Annotated in this window: 21 protein-coding genes and 2 pseudogenes; 16 read left to right on the forward strand and 7 right to left on the reverse strand. The window is 72.4% G+C overall.

Going from position 1 to position 24,708, the window contains the following annotated elements; all coding sequences use genetic code 11:
* Window positions 1–200: 200 nt before the first annotated feature.
* Window positions 201–2,519 carry an ATP-binding protein gene (locus ACLF6P_RS10335; protein ID WP_415949667.1) on the reverse strand — a complete coding sequence of 773 codons (2,319 nt, stop codon included), beginning with the start codon at window positions 2,517–2,519 and terminating at the stop codon, window positions 201–203.
* Window positions 2,520–2,815: 296 nt separating this feature from the next.
* On the opposite strand from ACLF6P_RS10335, the gene ACLF6P_RS10340 reads away from it, so the two are divergent.
* The 10 genes and pseudogenes from ACLF6P_RS10340 (at window position 2,816) to ACLF6P_RS10385 (ending at window position 13,506) form a co-directional block, all read left to right on the forward strand.
* On the forward strand, window positions 2,816–3,673 hold the full coding sequence (locus ACLF6P_RS10340) for an alpha/beta hydrolase family protein (RefSeq protein ID WP_415949668.1): 858 nt from the start codon (window positions 2,816–2,818) through the stop codon (window positions 3,671–3,673).
* A gap of 175 nt (window positions 3,674–3,848) precedes the next feature.
* Window positions 3,849–5,639 (forward strand): annotated as a pseudogene (locus ACLF6P_RS10345) (hydroxysqualene dehydroxylase).
* 353 nt (window positions 5,640–5,992) lie between these two features.
* Window positions 5,993–8,215, forward strand: coding sequence for a glucose PTS transporter subunit IIA (locus ACLF6P_RS10350; RefSeq protein WP_415949669.1), 2,223 nt, complete (start codon window positions 5,993–5,995; stop codon window positions 8,213–8,215).
* Window positions 8,216–8,375: 160 nt separating this feature from the next.
* Window positions 8,376–9,227 (forward strand): PRD domain-containing protein, encoded by an 852-nt coding sequence (locus tag ACLF6P_RS10355; protein WP_415949670.1) that lies wholly within the window; start codon window positions 8,376–8,378, stop codon window positions 9,225–9,227.
* 72 nt (window positions 9,228–9,299) lie between these two features.
* Window positions 9,300–9,854 carry a DUF3995 domain-containing protein gene (locus ACLF6P_RS10360; RefSeq protein WP_415949671.1) on the forward strand — a complete coding sequence of 185 codons (555 nt, stop codon included), beginning with the start codon at window positions 9,300–9,302 and terminating at the stop codon, window positions 9,852–9,854.
* Entirely contained in the window at window positions 9,844–10,353 is a 510-nt protein-coding gene (locus tag ACLF6P_RS10365) for an RNA polymerase sigma factor (RefSeq protein ID WP_415949672.1), read from the forward strand. Before ACLF6P_RS10360 ends, ACLF6P_RS10365 begins: the two co-directional genes overlap by 11 nt.
* Window positions 10,350–10,850, forward strand: a complete 501-nt coding sequence (locus ACLF6P_RS10370; protein WP_415949673.1) for a hypothetical protein — start codon at window positions 10,350–10,352, stop codon at window positions 10,848–10,850. The genes ACLF6P_RS10365 and ACLF6P_RS10370 overlap by 4 nt, the downstream gene beginning before the upstream one ends.
* Before the next feature lie 235 nt (window positions 10,851–11,085).
* Window positions 11,086–11,643 carry a GlcG/HbpS family heme-binding protein gene (locus tag ACLF6P_RS10375; RefSeq protein ID WP_415949674.1) on the forward strand — a complete coding sequence of 186 codons (558 nt, stop codon included), beginning with the start codon at window positions 11,086–11,088 and terminating at the stop codon, window positions 11,641–11,643.
* A gap of 100 nt (window positions 11,644–11,743) precedes the next feature.
* Window positions 11,744–12,340 carry an ankyrin repeat domain-containing protein gene (locus ACLF6P_RS10380; protein ID WP_415949675.1) on the forward strand — a complete coding sequence of 199 codons (597 nt, stop codon included), beginning with the start codon at window positions 11,744–11,746 and terminating at the stop codon, window positions 12,338–12,340.
* Complete coding sequence (locus tag ACLF6P_RS10385; protein ID WP_415949676.1) at window positions 12,337–13,506, forward strand: hypothetical protein; 1,170 nt, start codon at window positions 12,337–12,339, stop codon at window positions 13,504–13,506. Before ACLF6P_RS10380 ends, ACLF6P_RS10385 begins: the two co-directional genes overlap by 4 nt.
* 111 nt (window positions 13,507–13,617) lie before the next feature.
* Here ACLF6P_RS10385 and ACLF6P_RS10390 read toward each other — a convergent pair whose 3' ends face one another.
* The gene (locus ACLF6P_RS10390) at window positions 13,618–13,821 is read right to left on the reverse strand and encodes a hypothetical protein (protein ID WP_415949724.1); all 204 of its coding nucleotides are present in this window, start codon (window positions 13,819–13,821) and stop codon (window positions 13,618–13,620) included.
* A 53-nt stretch (window positions 13,822–13,874) separates the two neighbouring features.
* Here ACLF6P_RS10390 and ACLF6P_RS10395 point away from each other — a divergent pair, with 53 nt between their 5' ends.
* The 4 genes and pseudogenes from ACLF6P_RS10395 to ACLF6P_RS10410 all read left to right on the forward strand — a co-directional run.
* Window positions 13,875–14,093 carry a MerR family DNA-binding protein gene (locus ACLF6P_RS10395; protein WP_415949721.1) on the forward strand — a complete coding sequence of 73 codons (219 nt, stop codon included), beginning with the start codon at window positions 13,875–13,877 and terminating at the stop codon, window positions 14,091–14,093.
* Between the two features lie 307 nt (window positions 14,094–14,400).
* Window positions 14,401–15,156: a GNAT family N-acetyltransferase gene (locus ACLF6P_RS10400; RefSeq protein ID WP_415949677.1), complete on the forward strand. Its 756-nt coding sequence runs from the start codon at window positions 14,401–14,403 to the stop codon at window positions 15,154–15,156.
* A complete protein-coding gene (locus ACLF6P_RS10405; RefSeq protein ID WP_415949678.1) occupies window positions 15,153–16,229 on the forward strand; it encodes a lysophospholipid acyltransferase family protein in 1,077 nt (358 codons plus the stop codon). The genes ACLF6P_RS10400 and ACLF6P_RS10405 overlap by 4 nt, the downstream gene beginning before the upstream one ends.
* A 94-nt stretch (window positions 16,230–16,323) precedes the next feature.
* Window positions 16,324–16,689, forward strand: a pseudogene (locus ACLF6P_RS10410) (DedA family protein); the annotation flags it as partial.
* Between the two features lie 180 nt (window positions 16,690–16,869).
* On the opposite strand, the gene ACLF6P_RS10415 reads toward ACLF6P_RS10410, so the two are convergent.
* Together ACLF6P_RS10415 and ACLF6P_RS10420 are read right to left on the reverse strand one after the other, a co-directional pair.
* On the reverse strand, window positions 16,870–17,427 hold the full coding sequence (locus tag ACLF6P_RS10415) for a YbaK/EbsC family protein (protein ID WP_415949679.1): 558 nt from the start codon (window positions 17,425–17,427) through the stop codon (window positions 16,870–16,872).
* Window positions 17,428–17,626: 199 nt separating this feature from the next.
* Entirely contained in the window at window positions 17,627–18,382 is a 756-nt protein-coding gene (locus ACLF6P_RS10420) for an acyltransferase (RefSeq protein ID WP_415949680.1), read from the reverse strand.
* 165 nt (window positions 18,383–18,547) lie between these two features.
* Between ACLF6P_RS10420 and ACLF6P_RS10425 the strand changes: the two genes are divergently transcribed.
* A complete protein-coding gene (locus tag ACLF6P_RS10425; RefSeq protein WP_415949681.1) occupies window positions 18,548–19,087 on the forward strand; it encodes a gamma carbonic anhydrase family protein in 540 nt (179 codons plus the stop codon).
* A gap of 66 nt (window positions 19,088–19,153) precedes the next feature.
* Here the strand turns inward: ACLF6P_RS10425 and ACLF6P_RS10430 are convergent, their stop codons facing one another.
* On the reverse strand, window positions 19,154–21,691 hold the full coding sequence (locus ACLF6P_RS10430; RefSeq protein ID WP_415949682.1) for a beta-glucosidase: 2,538 nt from the start codon (window positions 21,689–21,691) through the stop codon (window positions 19,154–19,156).
* 372 nt (window positions 21,692–22,063) lie between these two features.
* A complete protein-coding gene (locus tag ACLF6P_RS10435) occupies window positions 22,064–22,516 on the reverse strand; it encodes a DUF4442 domain-containing protein (RefSeq protein ID WP_415949683.1) in 453 nt (150 codons plus the stop codon).
* A gap of 155 nt (window positions 22,517–22,671) precedes the next feature.
* On the opposite strand from ACLF6P_RS10435, the gene ACLF6P_RS10440 reads away from it, so the two are divergent.
* On the forward strand, window positions 22,672–23,769 hold the full coding sequence (locus ACLF6P_RS10440) for a hypothetical protein (RefSeq protein WP_415949684.1): 1,098 nt from the start codon (window positions 22,672–22,674) through the stop codon (window positions 23,767–23,769).
* Between the two features lie 63 nt (window positions 23,770–23,832).
* Here the strand turns inward: ACLF6P_RS10440 and ACLF6P_RS10445 are convergent, their stop codons facing one another.
* Window positions 23,833–24,672, reverse strand: coding sequence for a spermidine synthase (locus tag ACLF6P_RS10445; protein ID WP_415949685.1), 840 nt, complete (start codon window positions 24,670–24,672; stop codon window positions 23,833–23,835).
* Window positions 24,673–24,708 lie beyond the last annotated feature (36 nt).

Consider the following 24,708-nt stretch of genomic DNA (forward strand, 5'->3'; position numbering starts at 1 on the left):
TGGAAGCACCGGGTCGCGGCCGCCGGAAGCCGGATGCCGCCCGTGGCGGACACCTGCGTATGAAGGATACGTACGGGGTACGCAACATCACCGATGCGCCCGGCCCGGGCCGCTTCCGGCCTGAGGTCCCCGACGCCGGTCCTGGCCTGTGCCGGCCGGGTTTCCCCGGCGGCCGATCACGCGGAGCCCGCCTGTTTCGCTCACACCTGCCGGCTGTGGACCAGCGAGGCGATCTGCGTCCGGTTCTGCAGTCCGAGCTTTCCGAGTACCCGCTGTACGTGGGTGTCCACGGTCCGCCGAGAGATGACGAGGCGCGCGGCGACATCGCGGTTCGTCAGTCCCTGGCCGACGAGCTCCGCGATCTCGCGTTCCCGCTCGGTGAGTCGGTCGAGCTCGTCGGCGGGCGCCGGTATCTCGCCGGGGTCCTGTTCGAGCGCGAAGCGCACCGCCTCATCCCGGCTCAGGGCCCGGCCGGTGGCGTGCAGCCGCTCGTACCGTGCCGGGCCGATGGCCTCCCGGGTGCTGCGCGTGTGCTTGCCGTGCGGGATGCGCACGCCGATCTCCGGATCGGCGCCGATCTCGGCCCAGGCGCTCGCGGCGGCACCGAAGAGGACGGCGGCACGCTCGAACCGACGTGTCCGGTCCGCGATCCAGGCGTGGGCTTCGAGGTGGTAGGCCATGCTGCCGACGGAACTCATCCGGCCGCAGATCGCCACGCCTTCGCGCGCCGCCGCAAGGGCCTGCTCCGGCTCCCCGAAGCCGACCTCGACGGTGGCGATCCCGAAGAGCGCCATGGCGCGGCTGTACCACTCGCCGCAGGACCGGCTCAGCCGCAGCATCCGGCGCAGCGAGGTCCGGGCGGCTTCCATGTCCCCGCTGCGGTACACGATGGTGACGCCGTGGATGAACAGCGGATGGAGTTCGCGGCGCACGTCGCCACGGGCCCGGAAGAAGGCAGCCGCCTCCGCGGCGAGCTCGGCCGCACCGGGGGCGGGGCCGATCACACAGGTCAGGCTGCTGACGTAGGAGCGGTGTGCGGCGAGCAGTTCGGCATCCGGCCCCTGCGGGAGCCGCGCCGCGGCCGCAAGGCGCTGCCCGGCGCAGTCGACGTCGTCGCGCCACAGCGCGTGCAGCGCGGCGACCGCGAGCGCGAACGGCCGGTCCGGGTCGTCCGGCGGTGCGGCGTCCAGTGCTCGCTCCAGCCAGGTCTCGGCTTCGAGGCTGCAGCCGATGAGTTTCCAGTACTCGTCGAGCCGGGCGGCGATACCGAGGGCCGCGCCGGCCTCACCAGGCTCCGTGAGCGTCCAGTTGAGCGCGGCACGCAGGTTCGCCTGCTCCAGGCGCAGGCGGCCGACCCAGTCGAGTTGGCGTGCGCTCACCCACTGGGCGTCGGCCTGCAGTGTCAGCCGGTCGATCCAGTCGCGGTGCGCGAGTGCGGCGGCCCGCAGCTCCCCGCGCTCCTCCGCCTGCGCGTGACCGTACTCGCGCAGGGATTCCAGCATCCGGTAGCGGACCTCATCGCCCTGTTCCTCGCGGAGCAGCACGGACTTGTCGATGAGGCCGTCGACCGCGTCGAGGACCGACTCCGGGGGCAGATCCTCACCGGCGCAGACCCGCGCGGCGGCGTCGAGCGGGAAGGAGCCGGCGAAGACCGACGCCCGTCGCCACAGCGCCTGTTCGGCGGGAGAGCAGAGCCCATGGCTCCACTCCATGGTCGAGCGGAGCGTGCGCTGGCGCGGAGGTCCGGAGCGTGGTCCCGTCGCGAGCAGGTCCGTGACTCCGCCGGCAAGCAGCTCGACGAGCTGCTTCGGCGACAGCGACCGCATGCGTGCGGAGGCGAGTTCGATCGCCAGGGGCAGACCGTCCAGATGCCGGCACACCTCGGCCACGGCCGCGCAGTTGTCCCGGGTCAGGGCGAACGAGGGCTCGACGGCCGTGGCGCGGTCCACGAACAGGCGCACGCCGTCGTAGCGGCCCGCCCGCGCGACGGTCAGGGCCGATTCGCTGTCCGGTACGGCGAGCGCGGGCGTACGGACGACCCGCTCCCCGGCGACTCTCAGTGATTGCCGGCTGGTCGCGAGCACGGTCGTGCCGGGGCACGCGGCGAGCACCTCGGCGGCGAAGTCGGCGCAGGCGTCGATGAGGTGCTCGCAGTTGTCGAGGACCAGGAGGATGTGCCGTCGGCCCAGATGCCCGAGGACGGTCTGCTCGAGCGGTTCCCCCTGCCTCGCCGTCAGCCCGAGCCGCCCGGCGACGATGTTCACCAGGAGGGCGGCGTCCCGCAGTTCGGCCAGCCCGACGAAGCAGCTGCCGTCGGCGAAGGACCGCGCGGCGGACGAGGCGGTCGCGAGCGCGAGCCGGGTCTTGCCGACCCCGCCCGGTCCGGTCAGGGTGACCAGCCGCTCGGATTCCAGGAGCGCACGCAGCTCGGCGCCCTCCCGTCTCCGGCCGATGTAGCGGGTGACGGCGCCGGGGAGGACTCCGGGAGCGGCCGTGTACAGGTCTTCCTGCGTGCCCATCTGCCCCCTGCCTCCCGCGCGTATCGACTGTGCCCCCCTTGCGAGGGGGCCCAACGCTAGCCCACGCCGCCACCGCCGAACAGACGAGGGAGGACCGCTGTCGGGTGGTGTCGTCGGCTGCTGTTTGTGCGTCGGCACAGCGGTACTTGGTCTGGTGTACACACTTTCCGCCGCAGATGTATCGGCTTGGCCACCGCTGTGCAAGCGTGAGCCCGCTCCATACCGACTGGTAGGTGGCAGTGGGCCCCTTCTGCCACGCGAGACAGACCTGCCACGCGACACAGAGAGGAAACACCATGGGACACCGCCCCTCCCCCGTTCGCCGGTTCCGCCGCCGGTTCGCCGTCCTGGCCGCCACGACCGCCACGTTCGCCGGGGTGCTCGCCATGAACCCCGGTGCCGCGACCGCGGCGACCACGTCCGCGGCGAGCGCATCCACCACGTACCCCGTGAAGTCGGTGAGCGTGCCGGACTCGGCCGCCCCCGGGTTCGGCGGCGGCACCATCTACTACCCCGACGGGGACGGCCCGTTCGCCGCGGTCGCCATGTCGCCCGGCTTCCTCGGGAATCAGGGCAATCTGGCCTGGCTCGGCAAGGAACTCGCCTCGCAGGGCTTCGTCGCGTTCAGCATCGACACCAACACCATCTTCGACCAGCCCGCCTCCCGCGGCGATCAGCTCCTCGCCGCACTTGACCACCTCACCGAGAAGAGCACGGTCCGCGACCTGGTGGACGCCGGGCGCCTGGGAGTGATCGGGCACTCCATGGGCGGTGGCGGCAGCCTGGAGGCGGTGAAGACGAGACCGTCCCTCAAGGCGGCGATCCCGCTCACGCCCTGGAACATGGACAAGAGCTGGCCCGAGGTCACCACGCCCACGCTCGTCATCGGCGCGGAGAACGACTGGATCGCCCCCGTGGCCTCCCACGCGGAACCGTTCTACCGCAATACGCCCGGCACGCTCGACAAGGCCTACCTGGAGCTCAACGGAGCCGGGCACATGGCGCCGACCTCCGGCAACAGCACCATCGCGAAGTACGGCACCGCCTGGCTGAAGCTTTTCCTCAACGGCGATGAGAGCGCCGCCGCCACGCTGTGCCCGGGTCCCGCCAACAGCGGCGCGATCGAGGAGTACCGCAGCACCTGCCCGTTCTGAGCGCGGGCGGGTGAGCCCGACCGGCCCCGGGCGGCTCGGAGCCCGCGAGTCGAGGTGGCAGCGCCGCCGGGGCACCGGTGCCGGCCGTGGTCTTCCGGGTGCAGGAGATGACCCTTACGATCCCCGCCGGACCTGACTGTTACCCGCGGTAGCGCGGACAAGGGGGACGAGGATCATGCCGGTCGACAGCACGCGCAGGAAGTTCGTGGCAGGTGCGGGGGCCCTGGCGGCGGGCGGTGTCACCGCCTTGGGCCTCGCCGGTACCGCCGAGGCCGCCGACGCGGCCGCCGGTGAGACGGGGCGCGCCCCGTCCGTCGCCGTTCTCGGTGGCGGGGTGGCAGGCCTGACCGCCGCCCATGAACTGGCCGAACGAGGCTTCTCCGTCACCGTCTACGAACGCCGCGCACTCGGCGGGAAGGCCCGCTCGATGGGTGTCCCGGACAGCGCGAAGGGGAACCGGGCACCGCTCCCCGCCGAGCACGGCTTCCGGTTCATCCCGGGCATCTACCACAACCTCCCCGATACGATGCGCCGCATCCCGTTCCCCGGAAACACCAACGGAGTCTGGGACAACCTCGTCGCACCCCGCGAGATGTCCTTCGCGCGCACGGGCAAGGAGGACCTCCGCTTCCCCATCCCATGGCCGGGGCACAAGCCCGCCGAGCTGAGCCTCGACGAGATCCGCCGCGCCCTGACCGCCGCCCTGGAGACCATGTCCGGGCTGCCGCCGCACGAGGCCGCGTACTTCGTGAACCGCGCAACCGTCTTCCTGACGAGTTGCGACGAGCGCCGTGACGACACGTAGGAGCGCACGACCTGGTGGGATTTCGTGCGTGCCGAGCAGATGTCCGAGGACTACCGGAGGATCCTGGCGGTCGGCGTCACCCGCAACATCGTCGCCACCAAGGCCGAGGAGGCCTCCACCCGCACCGTGGCCACGCTCGGCGAGGCCTTCGTGTTCAACGCGCTGGGCCGGGGCGCCGACGGTCCGCCCGACCGTATCCTCGACGCCCCCACCAACGAGGCGTGGATCGATCCGTGGGAGGCCCATCTGCGCAGCCTGGGTGTGGAGTTCAGGATCGGCTGGACGCTGCGCGAGCTGGCGTACACGGGTGGCTCGGACGCCATCGACGCCGCCGTGGTCGAGGACCCCGACGGAACAGTGCGGCGGATCACCGCGGACCACTACATCTGCGCGCTGCCCGTGGAGCACGCCATACGCACCTGGGGCGCCGCACTCAAGGCCGCCGACCCGCAGCTTGCGCGCTGCGAGCTGCTGCAGACCGACTGGATGACGGGCATTCAGTTCTATCTGACCGAGCCGACCCCGATCCTGCACGGCCACCTCAACCTCATCGACTCCCCCTGGTCGCTGACCGCCATCGCCCAGGCACAGCACTGGCCGGACCGGGACTTCCCGGCCGACTACGGCGACGGGACGGTCGCCGACTGCCTGTCGGTGGACATCTCCGAGTGGGACAAGGAAGGCATCCTCTACGGCAAAACCGCCAAGCAGTGCACGCGCGAGGAAGTGGCCCGCGAGGTGTGGGCCCAGCTGAAGGCAGCGCTCAACGACACGGGCAGGACGGTTCTACGGGACGGCGCACTGCATTCCTGGTTCCTCGACCCGGGGGTGTCCGGGCTCGGCACCCCGCACCCGGTCAACGAGGACGAGCTGCTCATCCACCCCGTGGGGACCCTGCACAACCGGCCGTCCGCCGCGACAAAGGTGCCGAATCTGTTCCTGGCCGGCGACTACGTGGCCGTCGACATCGACCTCGCCACCATGGAGGGCGCCAACGCGGCGGCGCGGCAGGCCGTCAACGCCCTGCTCGACCGTGTGGGCTCGGGCGCGGAGCGGTGCGCGGTGAAGCCGCTGTTCCGCCCTCGTGAGCTGGAGGCCCTCAAGCGGCACGACCGGTGGCGCTACCGGATCGGCCTGCCGAACCTGTTCGACATCGGATGAGCTGCGGCGGCACCGGATGTGCTGCGCGGCCTCGACGGGCGGCGGACTCCCGCGTCCCCGTCCCGGCCCCGTACCCCCTCACCCTCTTGACTCGTACCCCCTCACCCTCTTGACTCGTACCCCCTCGCCCCCCTCTTGACCCCGTGCTTAACCCGTGCCTACAGTGACGCCCGATCGATCCCGATCACAGGGTTGTTACTCCCTTGACGACGTCACCGTCGTCCGGAGGGAGGCAAGGCCTGGGAAACGCCGTATGCGCGGCGTTTCCCAGGCCTTTTTTGTTGCCCTGATGCGGGCGGGGACGGTCGCGGACCCCTGTAGGACAGCAGCACCAGAGGATGCGAGGAAGCATCATGAGTACACCCGCGTCGGGCACCGACGTGCTGGCGGAGGAGATCCTCCGCGGCGTCGGAGGGCCCGGGAACATCGAGAGCCTCACGCACTGCGCGACGCGGCTGCGCTTTCAGCTCCACGACGGATCGAAGGTCGACCAGAGCGCTCTGGACGCCCTCGACGGCGTCATGGGCACGGTCCCCCAGTCCGGCGACCGCTTCCAGATCGTGATCGGCGGCGCCGTCGCCCGCGTCCACTCCGCGATCATGAACCTGCCGTCCATGACGGCCGGCGGCACACCGCGGCCGCAGACGGACGCCGAGGTCAAGGCCGAGATCCGCGCCAAGGGCCGAGGCCGCTTCTCGTGGGTCGACAACTTCTTCGAGTACCTCTCGGACTCGTTCCGCCCGCTGATGGGTGTGCTGCTCGGCTCCTCGCTGATCATCGCGATCGCCTCGGTGCTCGACGCGCTCGGCTTCGTGGACTTCCGCGCCGAGGACAAGTCCGCGACCTGGGTGTTCGTCGATGCCATGTGGCGTTCGGTGCTGTACTTCCTGCCGATCTTCGTCGCGTACAACGCGGCCAGGAAGCTGAGGGTCGACCCGTGGGTCGGCGCGGCGGTCATGGCCGCGGTGATGACCCCGAACTTCACGGGGATGCTGAACTCCGACATCCCCGGCGTCACCACGACGACCAACGAGACGCTGAACACCACGCAGTCCGTGGCGGACGTCTTCGGTATGCCGATGCAGCTGAACGACTACGGCGGCCAGGTCTTCGTGCCGCTCCTGATGGTCGCCCTGCTCGCCCTGGTCTACAAGGGACTGCAGAAGATCTTCCCGGAGAGCGTGCACATGGTGTTCGTGCCGTTCTTCAGCATGCTCGTGATGATCCCGGTGACCGCCTTCCTCATCGGCCCGCTGGGCATCTGGGCGGGCAACGGCCTCGGCGAGGGTCTGTCCTGGCTGAACAGCAACGCCCCGATCGTCTTCGCGATCCTCATCCCGCTGCTCTACCCCTTCCTGGTGCCGCTCGGCCTGCACTGGCCGCTGAACGCGCTGATGCTGCAGAACATCAACACCATCGGCTACGACTTCATCCAGGGCCCCATGGGTGCGTGGAACTTCGCCTGCTTCGGCGCGACCGCCGGTGTGCTGCTGCTCTCGCTGCGCCACCGCGAGAAGGAGATGCGCCAGACCGCGACCGGCGCCCTTGCGGCGGGGCTGTTCGGCGGCATCTCCGAGCCCTCGCTGTACGGCATCCACCTGCGCTTCAAGCGGATCTACCCGCGCATGCTCGTCGGCTGCCTCGTCGGCGGTGTGATCGTGGGCGTGCTCGGCGGTGTGGACACCGAGGCCTTCGCGTTCACCTCGCTGCTCACCATCCCCGTCTTCGACCCGATGCTCGTCTACACCATCGCGATCACGGCCGCCTTCTTCACGGCGATGGCGCTCGTGTACTTCTCCGACTTCCGCACCACCGAGGAGCGCGCCGAATTCAACGCCCAGCGCGATGCGGCCGAGGCGGCCGAGGCGGCCGAGGCCGCGGGCGCGGCCGACGGCGAGGGTGCACCGGCCGCGGTGCGCGCCGAGGCGCAGGGCGAGGGGCCGGCCGGCGCGCAGGCGCCGGCCGGGGAGCGCGAGCTCGTGGGCGCCGGGGTCGGGGCGGGCGCAGGTGAAGCGGCCGGGGCTTCCGTGGCGTCCGGGGCTTCCGTGACCTCCGATGGTTCCACGACGGCCGCTGCTTCCGTGGCCGCCGCTCCGTCCGCGAGCCGCACCGCCTCCGCCGCGACCGTCGAGCTCGCCGCCCCGGTCGCGGGCCATGTCGTCTCCCTCGACGAGGTCGGCGACCCGGTATTCGCCTCCCGCGCACTCGGCGAGGGCGTCGGCATCGACCCGGCCGACGGGCGGATCCTCGCCCCGGTCGACGGCGAACTCGTCACCGTCGTCGACACCGGCCACGCCTTCGGCATCCGTACCGCGGACGGCATCGAGGTGCTCGTGCACGTCGGCGTCGACACGGTGCAGATGAAGGGCGAGGGCTTCGACGTACGGGTGGCCTCGGGGCAGCGGGTCTCCGCCGGAGACCTGCTCGTCGTGACCGACCTCGACGCCGTACGCACCGCCGGGTACTCGCCGGTGACGCTGATGACCGTCACCAACACCACCGAGCTCGCCTCGGTGGAGCCGCACACGGGGCAGGCCGTCGAAGCCGGTGCCCCGGTGGTGAGCGTACGAAGGTGACGATCGCCACACGAGGGTGACGATCAGCCCTGGATACGGGGCGCGCATCACCTCCGCGGTGGCGCGCCCCGCCTCGGCGAGGCGGTGGAGACGGCATGCGGGTCCGGCGATGCGGGATCATCGGTGGGGTACGGACCACGCACGGGAAGGAGGAGCGCCGGTGGAGGCACTGCGCGTCCTGAACAACAACGTGGTCCTCGCGCGCGACGAGAAGGGCCAGGAGGTCATCCTCACCGGGCGCGGAATCGGCTTCGTCTCCCGGCAGGGCAAGCCCATCGACCCCGAGCTGATCGTGCGCGTCTTCGTACCGGCCGACGGGCGCGATCCCGATCATCTGGCCGAGGCGTTCTCCCTGATCGGCGAGGACGTGCTGCGGGCCGTCGTCATCGCGCTCGACGAGGTGGGCATCGAGGGTCGCGAGTCCACCCGGCCCACGCTCGCCATCGCGGTCGCCGACCATGTCGCCGGGGCGCTGGACCGGGCCGCGCGCGGCCTGGTCGTCGAGTACCCGCTGCAGGCCGAGGCGCAGGCGCTGTACGCGGCGGAGTACGCGCAGGCGCAGCAGCTCCTCGCCGCGATCAACAAGCGCGTGGACGGTCAGCTCGATCCCTCCGAGGCGACCGCGCTCGCGCTTCACCTGGTCAACGCGGGCTTCGCCTCGGGTGACCTGTCCTTCACGTACACGATGACCGGGGTCATCCAGCAGATGCTGGCGGTCGTCTCGGAGCAGTACTCCCTGGCCGTCCCGCAGGACTCGGTGAGCGCGGCCCGGTTCATCACCCATGTGCGCTACCTCTTCGTACGCATCCAGCAGCACCGGCAGCTGAAGGGCCACGAGTCCACCATCGGCAAGGGCATCCGCCAGCACTATCCGGAGGCGACGGCCACCGCGCAGCGCCTGGCGACGATCGTCGAGCTGCGCCTGGGCCAGCCGCTGAGCGAGGACGAGGTCTCCTATCTGGCCCTGCACGTGGCCCGGATGACCATGGAGTCCGACGAGGAAGTCGCCTAGGGGGGTCCGGCGGATCATGCCGCCGGACACCCCTGGTTCGCCTATGTGACCTGCCGCACAGGGAACGTTTCCGTGCGGGTGCTCCTCCTCGGGGTGTCGGAGTTGTTCTTCCACACCGAGGGGGATCTTGTGGTGGATCTCGATGCGCGGCGGCGGGCGGCGCGGGCCGTCGCCTGCCTGCTGGCGCTGGACGGGCTCGCGCATCTGTACTGGGCGACCGGGGTGACCTGGCCCGCGAACGACGAGCGGGCGCTGTCGCGCGCCGTCGTCGGTGCCGAGGTGTCCTTCGCGCCACCGGTGGTGCTGCCGCTCGCGCTGATGCTGTTCACCGCCGCGGCCGCCGTGCTCGCGCGCGGGTACGGCAGGGGCGGGCGGCTCGCCGGTCTGGTGTCGTACGGCGTGGCGGCGGGCCTTAGCGTACGGGCGCTGGCGGGCGTGGCCTGGGCGGTCGGCTTCCTTGACGATGCCGGGCCGGCCTTCCACTGGCTCAATCTGCTGCTGTACACGCCGGTCTGTCTGGTGTTCGGATGGCTGGTGGCCACCCGCGTGGCCCCCACGACGGCTGCCATCGGCCGAGGGCGTGCCCAATCCCCCACCTGGGTGGAAGAGTTCCCCCGTGAGCACTGAGCGCAGGGACCGGGGCGTGGCCCTTGCGCGTGCGGCACGGGACGGGGACTCGCTCGCCCTGCATCAGCTCCTGGACCATCTGACCCCGTACGTCGCACGCATCTGCACCCCCATCGCCCTGGCCGAAGGACCGGACGCCACCCAGGAGACCCTGCTCGCCGTCTTCCGCGCCCTGCGCTCCCTGAAGGATCCGCAGGCGCTGTACGGCTGGGTGCGGGCCATCGCCGTACGTGAGGCCGTGCGGATCGCCCGGCGCTCCGCACGGCAGCGGCCCGACCGGCTCGCAGATGTTCCCGCGCCGGGCGATCCCCAGCTCGCCGCGGACATCGACGACGTGCTGGCCCGCCTCTCCCCCGCGCACCGCGCGGTCCTGGTGCTGCGGGACATGGAGGGCCTCGACGAGGAGACGGCGGCCGCGCTGCTCGGCGTGCCGCCCGGCACCGCCAAGTCCCGGCTGCACCGGGCCCGGTCGAGTTTCAGGAAGGCATGGTCGTCATGACGGAGCAGGAAATGACGGACTGCGGGCCGGCGGACCACGGGATCGATCCGGTGCGGAGGCTGCACATCATGGCGGCCGGAATACGCGGCGCCCGGGTCGTCGAGGACGTGCTGCCGCTTCCGTACGGCGAGGTGTGGGCGGTGATGGCCGATCTGGAGGGCGAGTTCGGGCGGTTCCAGCCGGACATGCGCGAGGTGCGGGTGCTGTGGAGCGCGGACGGGCGCGTCGAGGCGCTGGCCCGCAGCAGGTACGGCTTCCGCGCGCATCTGCGCGGCTATCTGCGGCCCGGCTGGTGCTGGCTGCAGAGCAGGTTCCTGATCGTCGGTATGGCGGCGGCCCCGGCACCGGGCGGCGCCACCCGGGTCGCGTTGACCGGGGGTGTACGGATGCGGGTACCGCGGCGGGCCCCCGCAGTCGTCCCGTTCGGCACGGCGGCCGAGCTGTCCCGGGCGATGGAGCGGCTCAGGGAACGGGCGGGCGAGCGGGTGAACGGGTGAACGCGCGAGCGGGGCCCGTGATCATGGGGATGCCCCGCCTGGCGGGGCCGCCTGCACGTGGTTCCGGGCCGCGCATCCACCGATCGGCCGACCCCCTAGTCAACCGTCCTGTGCGGGACTGAGGGCCGGTACGCCGAGGCCGGGAAGGGGTCCGCAGCGCCAGGATGGACGGTGCAAGGGGGCGGCCGACGGGGTCTGTGCCCCCGGTGACCTACGGACTCAGGAGATCGGCTCGATGAAGCACGTCAAGCAGGCTTTCCGGCGTACACGCGTGATGACCGGAGGCGCTCTGGCCGTCGCCATCGCCGCCGGTGGCATCGGTGTCTACTCCGCGGGGGCCTCCACCGACGAGGCGCCGGCCGTCGTCGCGGCGGCCGCCGAGGGCAATGTCATGCAGTCGGACCACCTGATGATCGAGGCCGCCCAGGAGGCCGCCGAGGCCGCACTCGAAGAGGCCGCGAAGCAGAACCAGCGCGTCACCGTCGCGATCGTCGACCGCGACGGCAACACCGTCCTCACCCTGCGTGGCGACGGTGCGGGCCCGCAGTCCTACGAGTCGGCCGTGAAGAAGGCGTTCACCGCCGTCTCCTGGAACGCCCCGACCTCCGAGCTGGTCAAGCGCCTGGAGAACGCGCCCGATCTGAAGGACATCCCGGGCACCCTGTTCCTCGCCGGCGGCGCCCCCGCCACCGTGGACGGCGCCCCCGTCGCGGGTATCGGTGTCACGGGTGCCCCGTCCGGCGCCATCGACGAGGAGATCGCCCAGGCCGGTATCGCCGCCCTGAGCGAGTAGCGCACCACCGACGGCGTACGCCAATCCCCGCCCCGGCGTACGCCGTCGGCCCCTCCCCCCCACCCGACGTCGGCCCCTTTCCCCACCCGAGGAGCAGCACATGTCCACCACAGACCGGGACCTGCTGACCGCGGTCCTCTCGGACGACGCCGCCGCCGTACGCGCGGCGCTCGCCGACGGGGCCGATGTCGAACACCGCGACGAACACCGTCGTACCCCGCTCCTGATCGCCGCGGCGGACGACTGTGTGGCGGCCGCCGAGGCACTGGTCGCCGCCGGTGCCGATCCGAACGCCCAGGACGACCGCTCCGACAGCCCCTGGCTGGTCACCGGCGTCACCGGCAGCGTCCGGATGATGCGTGTGCTGCTGCCCGCGGGTCCTGATCTGAAGCTGACCAACCGCTTCGGCGGCATCTGCGTGATCCCGGCGGCCGAGCGCGGCCATGTCGACTATGTCCGTGCGGTCCTCCGCGAGACCGATATCGACGTGGACCATGTGAACCGGCTCGGCTGGACGGCGCTCCTCGAAGCGGTCATCCTCGGCGACGGCGGCCGTGCGCACCAGGAGATCGTGGAGCTCCTGATCACCGCGGGCGCCGATCCGAAACTCGCGGACGGCGACGGCGTCACCGCGCTCGCGCACGCCGAGAGCCGCGGCTTCGAGGAGATCGCTAGTCTGCTGAGGGCCGTGCGATGAACCCTCGCACCCTGCGCGCGCGGGGCCGCGGGCCCCGGCTGCTGTCCTCGACGGCGGTCGCACTCGGCATCGCCGCGCTCCTGACGAGCTGCTCACGGAGCGAGTCGCACGTCGGCACGTCCTCGCCCTCGCCCGCCCCGTCTGCCAAGGCGAGCCTCGAACCGGGGGCGGACGGCTCCCCGGCCAGGACTCCCGAGGGGACGCTGCTCGTCGCGGACTTCGACGGCGACACGGTCACGTTCGTCGATCCCGACGAGGGCCCCATCGCCTCCGTGGAGGTCGGCAGGGCCCCGTACGGTCTGACGGTCGGTGAGGACGGCCGCGCCTGGGTGGCCACGGCGGAGGGTGTCGCGGTGGTCGACACCCTCGAACGCGAGCGCCTCGCGCTCATCGCGTACGAGACGGAGGACCTCGGCCCGGTCACCGACGGCGAGTACCGCGGCGGCGGCATGGGCATCGCGCTCGCCCCGGACGGCAAGCAGGTCTACGTGGGCGTCAACGTGCCCGGCGGGAACGGCACCGTCGAGGCGATCGACACCGGCAGCCTGAAGGTGACGGGCACCGCGGACGTGGGCCGGCGGCCCTTCGACGTGGATGTCTCGCCGGACGGTTCCGAGGTGTACGCGACGAACCACGACTCCTTCGACGTCACCGTCGTCGAGCCCGGCTCGATGGACACCCGGCGCATCGAGGTGGCCCCGTACGGCACCGAGGGCGGACTCGGCTCCTGGCTCAAGCCGCACTACGCGGCGGTCCGCCCGTCCGACGGGAAGCTGCTGCTCCCGTTCGAGGGCGAGCGGCTCGTGGTCCTCGACCCCCGGACCGGGAAGTCGGCCCTCGAGGAGATGACGGCGAACACCCACCAGCACGGCGCGCAGAGCACCGAGGACGGCACGCTCCTCGCGGTCGGCACCGGGCCCATCGACCCCGGCGTCGACGAGGGACCCTCGCTCACGGTCCGTGCCCCGGACGGCAAGGAGAAGGTGATCCCGCTGGAAGGGCCACACGAGGACGTGGCGGTCTCGGCCGACGGCGACACCGCATACGTGACCGGCGGCTTCACCCGCGCCGGCTACTGGAACGGCATCACGGTCGTGGACCTCGACAGCGGCAGGACACACCGGCTGCCGGCCGGCGAGCGCCCGTTGGGCATCGCCGTGCTGTGATCCGGGAAGGCACGTCCGAGGCCGGCAGGCGCCTGCGGATCGCGGCGCCCCGGTCCGCGGGCGTCCCTGCCCCGCGAGCGCCGCGGCCGCGATGCCGCTGCTGCAGCAGGCCTACGATCCCGCTTCCGCGAGCACGGCCCGCAGGGACTCCACCGTGGGCGCGCCCTCGACCACGCCGTCCGGGCCCGGGTACAGGCGGCAGCACACGCCGGGCCGGGCCCCGTCCCCTGCGAACGGATCGCGGCCGTCGAGGAGCAGCGTCGGCGAGCCGGTCATGCCGAGCCGGGCCGCCTCCTGTTCGTCGTGTACCTCCACCGTCTCCAGCCGGACCGTGCGGCCCGCGAGCGCCGCGTCGCCCCCTCGCCGAGATCCGTTCGATCCTGCTGTTGCGCGACCGCGGGCAGGTGCCGTGCGCGCAGGTCACCCGGCTGATCGACGGACATCTCGCGGAAATCGACGAGCGGCTGCGGGAACTGCGCAGGACCCGTTCCACGCTGCGGGCCCTGGCCGCCCGCGCGGCCGGTACCGACCCGGCCGAGTGCGCCGAGGCCGGCGTGTGCACGATCCTCGAGTCATCTGTCGAGTGACAGCCGCTCCCGCGAAGTCACCGGCCCCTCCCGCGAAGTCACCGGCCCCTCCCGCGAGGTCACCGGCCGCTCCCGCAGGCGCGGCCCGCGGGAGCCCGGGGGCGTCCCCCACGCGACCCTGACTTTCCCTCATTCTCCCCTGACAAGTGCCGGAAATCTTTGACGCGTTCACCGCCCGGCTGCACCGTGGAACGGACCGGGCCGCCGAGCGGGAACTCGACGGCCCGTGCATGACATGAGCGGTCCGCGCGGGCGATGCGACTCGATGCGCGCGGACGTCCCCAGCGTATGGAGAGCAGGTTTCAGCATGCCCAGTCCTGCACCGTCCACTGTAACCGCCGCCTCGGCCGCCTACGCGGTCGCGATCGCGGACACCGCCGAACAGGTGCGTGCCGCACAGCAGTTGCGTCACGAGGTCTTCGGCGGCGAGCTCGGAGCCCGGCTGCACTCACCCCGGCCGGGCCTGGACATCGACCCGTTCGACGCCGTCGCCGACCATCTCGTCGTCACCGAGACGAACAGCGGCGAGGTGGTCGGCACGTACCGGCTGATACCGCCGGGCCGCGGCGGAAAGCTGTACGCGGAGAGCGAGTTCGAACTGTCCGGGCTCGACCCGATCCGTTCACAGCTCGTCGAGGCGGGCCGCTCCTGCGTCCACCCCGATCACCGCACCGGCGCGGTGATCAACCTGCTGTGGTCGGCGCTCGCCCGGTATGTCCTGCTCTCCGGGCACGCCTACCTCGCGGGCTGTGCCTCCGTCCCGCTCGACGACGGCGGCCGCGCGGCGGCGAGTGCCTGGCTGCTCGGCAACGCCAAGCACACCCCGCCCGCCGAACTGCGCGTGCATCCGCACCGGCCGTGGCAGCCCGCCGGACCGCTCGACGCCGCGCCCTCGTACGCCGATCTGCCGCCGCTGCTGCGCGGCTATCTGCGGCTGGGCGCCTGGGTGTGCGGGGCGCCCGCGTACGACCCGGAGTTCGGCGTCGCCGACTTCTATGTGCTGCTCCCGATGGCCAATGTCCCGGAGCGCTACCGGCGTTACTTCCTGGGCGAGGACCGGTGAACCCGGTCTGGGCGGTGCACTCGCCGTGCACCTCCTCCTGTGTGCGCGACCGGGCCCGCCCGGTGTCCGCCCGTACGGCGCTGCGCCGCATCACGGACTTCGCCGCGGTAGTGGCGGGCACGGCCACCCGTCAGCGCACGCTCACGGACCCAGAGGCGGTGCGGCTGCGGGCCCAACACCTGCTGGCCGCGCTGGAGGTCCGGCAACTCGACGGACACGGTGGGCCGGGTGCGGCCGGGGCCTGGCGCCCGAGCGGGGAAGGCGCCGCGCTGAGTGCCCCGGGGCCCGTCGGCACGCTGATCGTCGCCAACCACATCTCCTGGCTCGATGTCATCGCGCTGCTCGCCCGCGAGCCGGTCACGCTGATCGCCAAGCGCGAGGTCGGCGGCTGGCCCCTGGTCGGCGGGCTCGCCCGCAGGGCGGGGACCTGTTTCATCGACCGGGACGGCTTCCGGCGGCTGCCCGAGCAGGTTGCGGCGGTCCGGCAACTGCTGTGTGCGGGCCGTTCGGTGGCGGTCTTCCCGCAGGCCACGACGTGGTGCACCGAGCACGGGGGCACGTTCCGGCGGGCCATGTTCCAGGCCGCCGTCGACGCCGGAGCCCCGGTCCGCCCGGTGACCCTCGCCTACCGGCAGCACGGCGTCCCCACGACGGTGGCCGCCTTCGTCGGCGAGGACGGCTTCCTGCCGTCCCTCGGGCGGGTGGCACGGGCCGACGGCCTGTCCGTGAGCGTCGAACCACACGCGTTCCTGCTGCCGGGGCTCGGCCGGGACCGGCGCGGGCTGGCGCGGGCAGCGCAGGAGGCGGTGCTCACCGAGGGGGTCGCGGCACACGGAAGGCCCCCGCACGGAAGGCCGGCGCGCAGAAGGCCACGCGCGGCACCGGACGGTAGGTTCGCGGCGCCAGGCGCCAGGCTCGCGCCGCCGGACGCCGGGTTCGCGCCGCCGGACGCCGGGTTCGCGCCGCCGGACGCCGCTCCCCCTCCCGCAGCTGCCACTGCCCCGCCCGCGCCTGCCACCGCCCCGCCCGCGGCCGCCACCGCCGGTCCGCCGCACCCGTCCGTCCATGCTTGACGGCTATGTCCAGACCCTGCGAGAGCTGCTCGATTCCCCCTGGATCTGGCTCGCCGTCTTCCTGACCGCCGCCCTCGACGCCCTGCTGCCGTTCATGCCGAGCGAGACCACCGTCGTCACAGCCGCCGTCCTCATCGGCCCGGTCCCGGACCGGCTCGCCCTGCTGACCTTGCTCGCCGCGACCGGCGCGCTCGCCGGCGATCTGGCCGGGCACGCCCTCGGACGTCGCGCGGGTCCGCGGCTGGTCGCCCGGCTGCTGCGCGGCGAGCGCGGTCGCCGCCGCTACGCGTGGGCCAGGACCGCCCTGGCCCGGCACGGCCCGCTGCTGATCATCGCGGGGCGGTACGCGCCCGGCGGCCGGGTCGCGGTCGGACTCACCACCGGCGCCCTGCGCTATCCCGTGCGGCGCTTCGCCCGCTACGACGCGCTCGGCACCACGGTGTGGGCCGTCTTCGCGGTCGGCGCGGGCGCCCTGGGCGGCGCGGCCTTCGCCGACCGTCCGCTCCACGGCCTCGCCGCGTCCTTCGCCCTGGTCACCGCGGTCTCGCTCGCGGTGGAGTGTGTACGCCGCCGACGGTCACGTGCCACCGGCGCCCCGCCCGGCCGCGTACCGCCGAAAGCCGGGCAGTCCCGGAACGGCTCAGGCGGTTCCGAGACCGTCGAGCACCACCGCACCCGGCAGTTCGGCGAAGGCTTTCCCCGGGACGATCAGCTTGCCGCGCCGGCGGCCGCTGCCGATCAGGACATGCGGCGTGTCGACGACGGCCGAGTCGACCAACAGGGGCCAGTCCGCGGGCAGTCCGATCGGCGTGATGCCGCCGTACTCCATGCCCGTCTCGCCCGTGGCCAGGTCCATCGGCGCGAAGGAGGCCTTGCGGGCGCCGAGTTGGCGGCGCACCACACCGTTGACGTCGACCCGCGTCCGCGAGAGCACCACGCACGCGGCCAGTGACGTCTCGCCACCGCGCTTGCCCGCGACCACCACGCAGTTCGCGGACTGCTCGATCAGCTCAGTCCCGTGGTGCTCCACGAACACGGCCGTGTCGGCGATGTCCGGGTCGGTGTCCACGTAGACGAACTCGGCCGCGGGCACGGTGCCGCGCCAGCGGCGTACGGCTTCGGCGACCGGGCCGGTCAGGAGGTCGAGGCAGTCGGGGGCGGGGCGGGCGTCGGCGAAATCGCCGAGGGGAGCGCGCATGACGGCACGTTAGCAGTGGTCCGGATGCCGGTCAGCGCGCTTGCGGGATCTGGACGGCCATGGTCGTCTCCAGGGGAGTGGCCGCCCGCCACGGTCGAGCTCAGGCGGACGACCTGCTCCTCGGGCACGATCCGCACCGCTGACCGCCCTGTTCGTGTTCGAGCAGGGCGGTCAGCGGGACCGCGGGCGCGGCGGCAGCTCAGCGCACCTGTGCCCCGTGCTCCTCGTCCGGCAGTTCGGCGAGCGCGAGCAGTTGCTCGGAGGTCATGCCCGCCGGTATCGGCACGGGCGGCGGGGTCCGCAGCGGCGGCTGCCAGCCGGTCTCCGGCTCCCAGCGGCGTACGACCTTGGCCGGGGCACCCGCCACCACCGCGTGGTCCGGCACCTTGCCGCGTACGACCGCACCGGCGGCCACCACGACATTGCGGCCGATCCGGGCGCCCGGCAGGATCACCGCGCCCGTGCCGATCCAGCAGCCGGGGCCGATCTCCACGGACTCCATGCGCGGCCACTGCTTGCCGACGGGCTCGTGCGGATCGTCGTAGCTGTGGTTGGTGGAGGTGACGTAGACGTAGGGACCGAAGTAGCAGTCGGCGCCGATGGTGATGTCCGTATCGGCGATGACATGGCTGCCGCGCCCGAGGACGACGCCGTCGCCGATGCGCAGGATCGGCTCGGGGCCGAGGTCGAGGTCCGGCATCATGCCGGCGGTCAGGGTGACCTGTTCGGCGACGATGCAGTGGTCGCCGAGCTCGATCCAGGGCTCGCCGAACACGGTGCCCTGTGGGAAGGCCAGCTTGGTGCCCGGCCCGATCCGGCGGAAGTGCAGCCTTCCGGGGCGCTCGGCCGTGACGGCTCCGGAGCGCTGCACCCAGCGCCAGCCGGCGTGCACGGCGCGCGTGACGAGGCGGCGCCGGGCCGCGGCCAGCGATGAGAACGTGTTCCTGTTCGGCACCCGGACACCGTACTCATGCCCGCGTGCGGCGGCGCCGGACACGGGCTGTGATCTTCACCCCACCCGCGGGCGCCGGCGGCCGCGTCGCCTACCGTTCCACCGGGCGCACAGCACAACACAGCACAACCGGCCGATGACGGCCGATGACCTACGAGGAGTACGGCGATGGCAGAGCGGGCGTTGATCGCAGGGGTCGGCGGCAAGGATCCCGAGGTGCACCCGGAGGCGTTCACCGCACCGACCTCGGTCGTGATGGGCGAGGTGGAGCTGAAGGCGGGTGCGAGCCTGTGGTACCACGCGGTGCTGCGCGCCGACTGCGGTCCGATCGTGCTCGGCGCGGACAGCAACATCCAGGACAACTGCACGGTCCATGTCGACCCCGGTTTCCCCGTCACGATCGGCGACCGGGTCTCCGTCGGCCACAACGCGACCGTGCACGGCTGCACCGTCGAGGACGACTGCCTCATCGGCATGGGTGCCACGGTCCTCAACGGCGCGGTCATCGGCGCCGGTTCCCTCGTCGCCGCGCAGGCCCTGGTGCCGCAGGGCATGCAGGTGCCGCCCGGTTCCCTGGTCGCGGGCGTACCGGCGAAGGTGCGGCGCCCGCTGACGGAGGAGGAGCGCGAGGGCATCAGGCTGAACGCGGCGATGTACACGGAGCTGGCGAAGTCGCACCGCGCGGCCCACGACGGGCCCGAGGCGTAGCCACCGCCTCACGGTCACCACGCCACCGCTCGACGGCCCCTGATTGACCGCTCGACCGCCGCCTGGTCACCCTTTCACCGTCACCTCGGTTCTCAGCCGCAGATCACCGGCCGACGCGCCCACCCGGACCGTGCGCCGGCCGGTGCCGCGGACCCAGGCGTGGCGCTCGGCGTCCCATGACTCGAGCGATCTGCGCGCGATCCTGAGCGTGACCCGTCGCTCCTCGCCGGCGCGCAGGCTGAGCCGCCGGTAGCCGGCGAGGGCCAGCTCGGGCTGGTCCAGGTCGAGTTCGGGCGCGGGACCGAGATAGACCTGCGGGATGGCGACCCCGGTACGCCGTCCCGTGTTGCGGACGGTGAAGCGGGCTTCGAGTCCGCCGTCGTCCTCGCGTACGGCGAGATCCTCGTAGCGGAACGAGGTGTACGAGAGTCCGTGCCCGAAGGGGAACAGCGGCCGCTTGCCCTCGGCCGCGTACCACCGGTAGCCGAGGTGCACGCCCTCGGTGTACTGCTCGCGGCCGTCCACCCCCGGGTAGCGCACGGGGTCGCCGGCGGTCGGGTGCGTGGCGTCGTCGCGGGGGAAGGTCTGGGTGAGGCGGCCGCCGGGGTCGCTGTCGCCGAAGAGGACCGCGGCGGTGGCGGCGGCGCCCTCCTGGCCCGGGTAGTACATCTGCAGCACCGCGCCGGTCTTGTCGAGCCAGGGCATCGAGGTCGCCGAGGAGGTGTTCAGGACCACCGTCGTACGGGGATTCACGGCCGTGACCGCCTCGATCAGCGCCTCCTGGTGCCCGGGCAGCGCGAGGGTGGTGCGGTCCCGGCCCTCGGTGGCGTCCTCGTAGGCGAAGAGCACCACACTGTGCGCCTGCTCTGCCGCGTCGACGGCGGCGGCGACATCCCGCTTCCGCGACTCGGGGGTGACCAGACGGAGGCGGAAGACCGCGCCCTGGTCACCGCCCTTGGCCGTGATCTTCAGCCGCCGCTCGCCACGGGCCACATCGAGGCTCCTGTGGCGGACGGTGAGCCCGTCGGGCGCAGCGGTCACCAGGCCGCCCGCGAAGAACTCCCCGACGCCCTCGGCGACCGGGAACAGTTCCTCGCCGTCCAGGAGCACCTCGGGCCGCTCGCCGGAGTAGTGGATCACGAAGGTCCACTCCCCCGCCGCGGAGGCCTCCAGCTTCCCGTCGTACCTCCAGGTCTCACCCGCTCCGATGCCCTGTCCCTCGGAGTCGAAGCCGGGGCTGAGCGCCTTCGCGGGGATCGCCTTGCCGTACACGTCCTCGCCGAGCGCGTACGTGACCTGCGCACCGCCCCCGGCGCGTTCACGGAGCGCGGCGAGCGGGGACTTCGCCCGGTCGGGGATGACATGGACGCTGCCGCCGCCGCTCACGAAGGGGTGCTCGCCGGTCGGGCCGATCACCGCGATGCTGCGGGCCGAGCGGCCCGCGAGCGGCAGCGTGTCCTTGCGGTTGTGCAGGAGCGTGGCGCCCGCCTCCGCGATCTCCCGGGCGGTACGGGCCCCGGCCGCGGCATCGCGCGCGGGGCGTCTGCCGGCGGATCCGTCGAGCAGTCCGAAGCGGTCGAGTACGGAGAGCAGCCGCCGCACGGAGCGGTCGACGGCGGATTCCGGCACGCTTGCGTCCCGTACCGCCTTCCCGAGGGCGTCGCCGAGGTGGATGCCCTCGGGCATCTCCATGTCGAGGCCCGCCGTGATCGCGCGTACGGTGCTGTGCGCGGCGAACCAGTCGGTCATCACCCAGCCGTCGAAACCCCACTGCTCCCGCAGGATGTCGGTGAGCAGTTCCCTGCTCTCGCAGGCGTAGGTGCCGTTGACCTTGTTGTACGCGCCCATGACGGAGCCCGCGCCCGCGGCGACGGCCGCTTCGAAGGGGCGCAGTTCCGTCTCGTGCAGGGTCTGCTCGTCCGCGGACACGTCGACGCGGTCGCGGTTCTTCTCCTGGTTGTTCAGGGCGAAGTGCTTGACCGTGGCGATGAGGCCCTCGTCCTGGATGCCGCGGATCTCCTCGGCGACCAGATCGGCGGCGAGCAGCGGGTCCTCGGCGAAGGTCTCGAAGTTACGGCCCGCGTACGGGGTGCGGATGAGGTTGCACATCGGCGAGAGCAGCACGTCCTGGCCGAGCGCGCGGCCCTCGCGGCCGATGACCTTGCCGTACGCGCGGGCGAGCGACGGATCGAAGGTGGCGGCGAGGAGCACGGGGGCGGGCAGGGCGGTCGCGGGCTTCTCGACGCGGACCCCGGCGGGCCCGTCGGCGAGCCGCAGCTCGGGGATGCCGAGGCGGGGGACACCCGGAATGTAGCCGGCCTGGCCGAGCGGCTCGGGGTCCTCGGCACCGTGCAGCAGGGAGATCTTCTCGTCCAGGGTCAGCCTGCCGAGCAGCGCTTCCACGCGTGGCCCGGCGGTGCGCTCCGGCCTGCGGGCGGCGCTCGCCGTCCGCTTGGCGGCGGCCGCCGTCGGCGCGGGCGAGGCCGCGCAGGCCGTCGCGGCGGCGGCCACGGCGACGGCGCCGCCCGCCAGGCGCAGCGCGGAGCGGCGGGAACGGGGGCGGCCCGCCTCGGATCCGTCGCCGTTCGGGGCACTTGCGGTCATGGGCCGTCACTCCTCGCACGCACTGGCATTGCCACGGGCTGTTCCGGGCCTGCCCCCCTCCCGCCGTCCCGCAGCGGATCACGCCGGGGAGGCTTGAGGGCGGCCGGGCCCGGAACGCACTATGCGACAGAGGCGGGCCGACAGACCGTCGGACACCGCGGGTCGGGCCGGGGAAAGCCCTCACTGTCACTGACACGCGTCAACGACGCACACACACCGCGCACACGCGTCTCGCCCGCACATCTCCTGCGCACACCCGCACATCTCCTGCGTACATACGGAACGCGCCCGCCGCGGGGTGGGGTGCGGCGGGCGCGTTCGTATTGCGGCGGACCGGGATCCGGGCCGGTCGCTCAGGCGGCGAGGAGGCTCTCAGCTGTTGGGGCGCAGGGTCCAGACGACCGTCATCTCACCGGTCACGGCACCGTCCTCGCGGCGGATCTCGATCGCGACGGGGAACTCGGGCCGCTCGCCCTTGTCGAGCTCCGCGATCACATCGGACACCGGGCGGCCCAGGGTCGCCACCGCGGTGACCGGGCCCATGGCGAGCTTCTTGTACGCGATGTCGGCCCGGACCGCGAGCGGCACCGCACGCGAGAGCTGGTCGCCGAAGGCGGCGAGCACGATCGCGCCGCTCGCGGACTCCCCCAGCGTGAACATGGCGCCGGCGTGCGGGCCGCCGACGTGGTTGTGGAAGTCGCCCTGGTCGGGCAGGGACACCTCGGCCCGCTCGGGGGTGGTCTCGCCGAACTCGAGGTTCAGCGTCCGGGCCATCGGGACGGTCGCGGCGAGCATCTCGCCGATCGACATCTGGTCTGCGCTCATGAACCGCATGTTACCGGTCAGTAGGCCGGCTTGGCCATCCCCTCACCCGTAGCCTGCCTCCGATCATCCGCATGTCGTACCTGCCGTGTGCCGAGCGCGTCACAATCGGGGGTGGCCGTGGCCGCGCCCCGGGTGCCCCTCTATCGTTAGGCGCCATGTGGCCAGGACAGCAGCCGCCCGGGGGCGAGCAGAACCCGCAGGACTCCAACCAGAACCCGTACCAGCAGCCGGGGTACCAGCAGCCGAATCCCTACCAGCAGCAGGGATATCAGCAGCCGAACCCGTACGAGCAGCAGGGCGGCACCCCGCAGGCCGGGGCCCAGCCCGGTTACCAGCAGACAGGCGCCGAACAGTGGAACGCGCCGAGCCTGGCGGGTGCGCCGCAGGGCGGTGGCAGCGGCAGCGGCAGCGGCGGTGACAACCGCACCAAGCTGGTCGCGATCATCGCGGCCTCGGCCGTGGTCGTGGCCGCGGGTGTGACCGGCTACCTGGTACTCGGCAAGGACGACAAGGACGCCGAGGCGAACTCCGCCAAGGGCGGTGGTGGCGGCGACAAGACCGCCACGGCCTCGCAGAGCCCCTCCGGCTCCGCCTCCGCGTCCCCTTCCGAGGAGGAGGAGAACCCGCGCGGCACCGGCTCCGCGATCGACCCGGTCATCCCGGGCTGGAAGGTCGTCGTGAACCCGCGGCACGGCACCGCCTTCGACGTACCGCCGGAGTGGAAGGTCGACTCGCCCGGCATGATGATCGGCTTCGAGGACGAGAAGTCCGAGGACGGCAAGCCGCTGATCATCATGTCCGCACCCGCCTACTTCAAGGAGAACTGGTGCGAGTCGGACGAGGACAAGGACGGCGATTCCGAGAGCACGGCGCTCGCGACGGCCGGCACCAAGGGCGCCAACGGCGCCAAGAACTTCGATGACATCATCCTCAGCGACCCGCCCCGCTGGGTGTACGGCGGCTATACGCAGCCGGACAAGAAGAGCATGACGTGGGACAAGAAGGCCACGCCCTACACCACCAAGGCCGGCATCGAGGGCGCGTACGGCTGGGCCCGCTCGAAGGACACCCCGGAGAAGGGCAAGTGCGCCACGGACGGCAAGGCGATCACCTTCGGCTTCAAGAACTCCGCCGGTGACTTCGTCTCCTGGACGCTGCACGGTCCGACGGGTGTCGACGACGAACTGCCGGACAAGACCATCATGAAGATCATGAGCACGGTGCGGCTCGCGGGCGACCCGACCAAGAACTGAACCGGCCGGTCACGCCCGATCCGGCTGATCCGGCCGGTCACGCCCGATCCGGCTGATCCTGCTTCAGCCGATGCTGAACGCCCCGCCGGGCGGTTCCGGTGACGGGACCGCCCGGGAGTCCTCGACCGGGGCGGCGGCGCCGGTGAACCGGGCCAGCGCCTCGCCCCGCACCACACGTGCGGGGAAGGCGTCGGCGGCCATGCGGCGAGCCAGGTCGGTGGTGTCGAGTTCCTCATGGGAGGCAAGCAGCACCGCGTTGCCGAAGCGGCGGCCGCGCAGGACGCCCGGCTCGGCGATCAGCGCCAGGTGGCCGAAGACCGCCCGGAACGTGGCGAGCTGCGAGCGCAGGAAGTCGAAGGGCGCGCCGTCGGCGAGGTTGGCCAGGTAGATGCCGTCGGGGCGCAGCACCCGCTCGGCCTCGCGGGCGTAGCCAAGCGTCGTGAGGTGCGCGGGCACCCGGGAGCCGCCGAAGACATCCGCGACGATCAGGTCCGCGCTCGCGCCCGCCGCCGATTCCAGCCAGGTACGGGCATCGCTCCCGTACGTCCGTATCCCCGCCTCCCCGGCCACCGGAAGCCGCTCGCCGATCAGCGCGAGCAGGCCCCGGTCGGCCTCGATGACGTGCTGGCGGGAGCCGGGGCGGGTGGCCGCGAGGTAGCGGGGCAGGGTGAGGGCTCCGCCGCCGAGGTGCACCACGTCGACCGGCCCGTTCGCATAGGTGTCGAGGGCGTGGCCGAGCCGGCGGGCGTACTCGAATTCGAGGTGCGTCGGATCGTCGAGGTCGACGTACGACTGCGGCGCGCCGTCCACGGTCAGGAGCCAGGCCCGCGGCCGGTCGACATCGGGCATCAGCTTGGCGGCGCCGTGGTCCACGGTGCGCATCACAGGTATCGGCTCGTCCACCGCTCCATTGTGCCGGGGACGGCACGGTGTCCGCGG

The organism is Streptomyces lothianensis (genome assembly GCF_047779955.1).
Classification (GTDB): Bacteria; Actinomycetota; Actinomycetes; order Streptomycetales; family Streptomycetaceae; genus Streptomyces.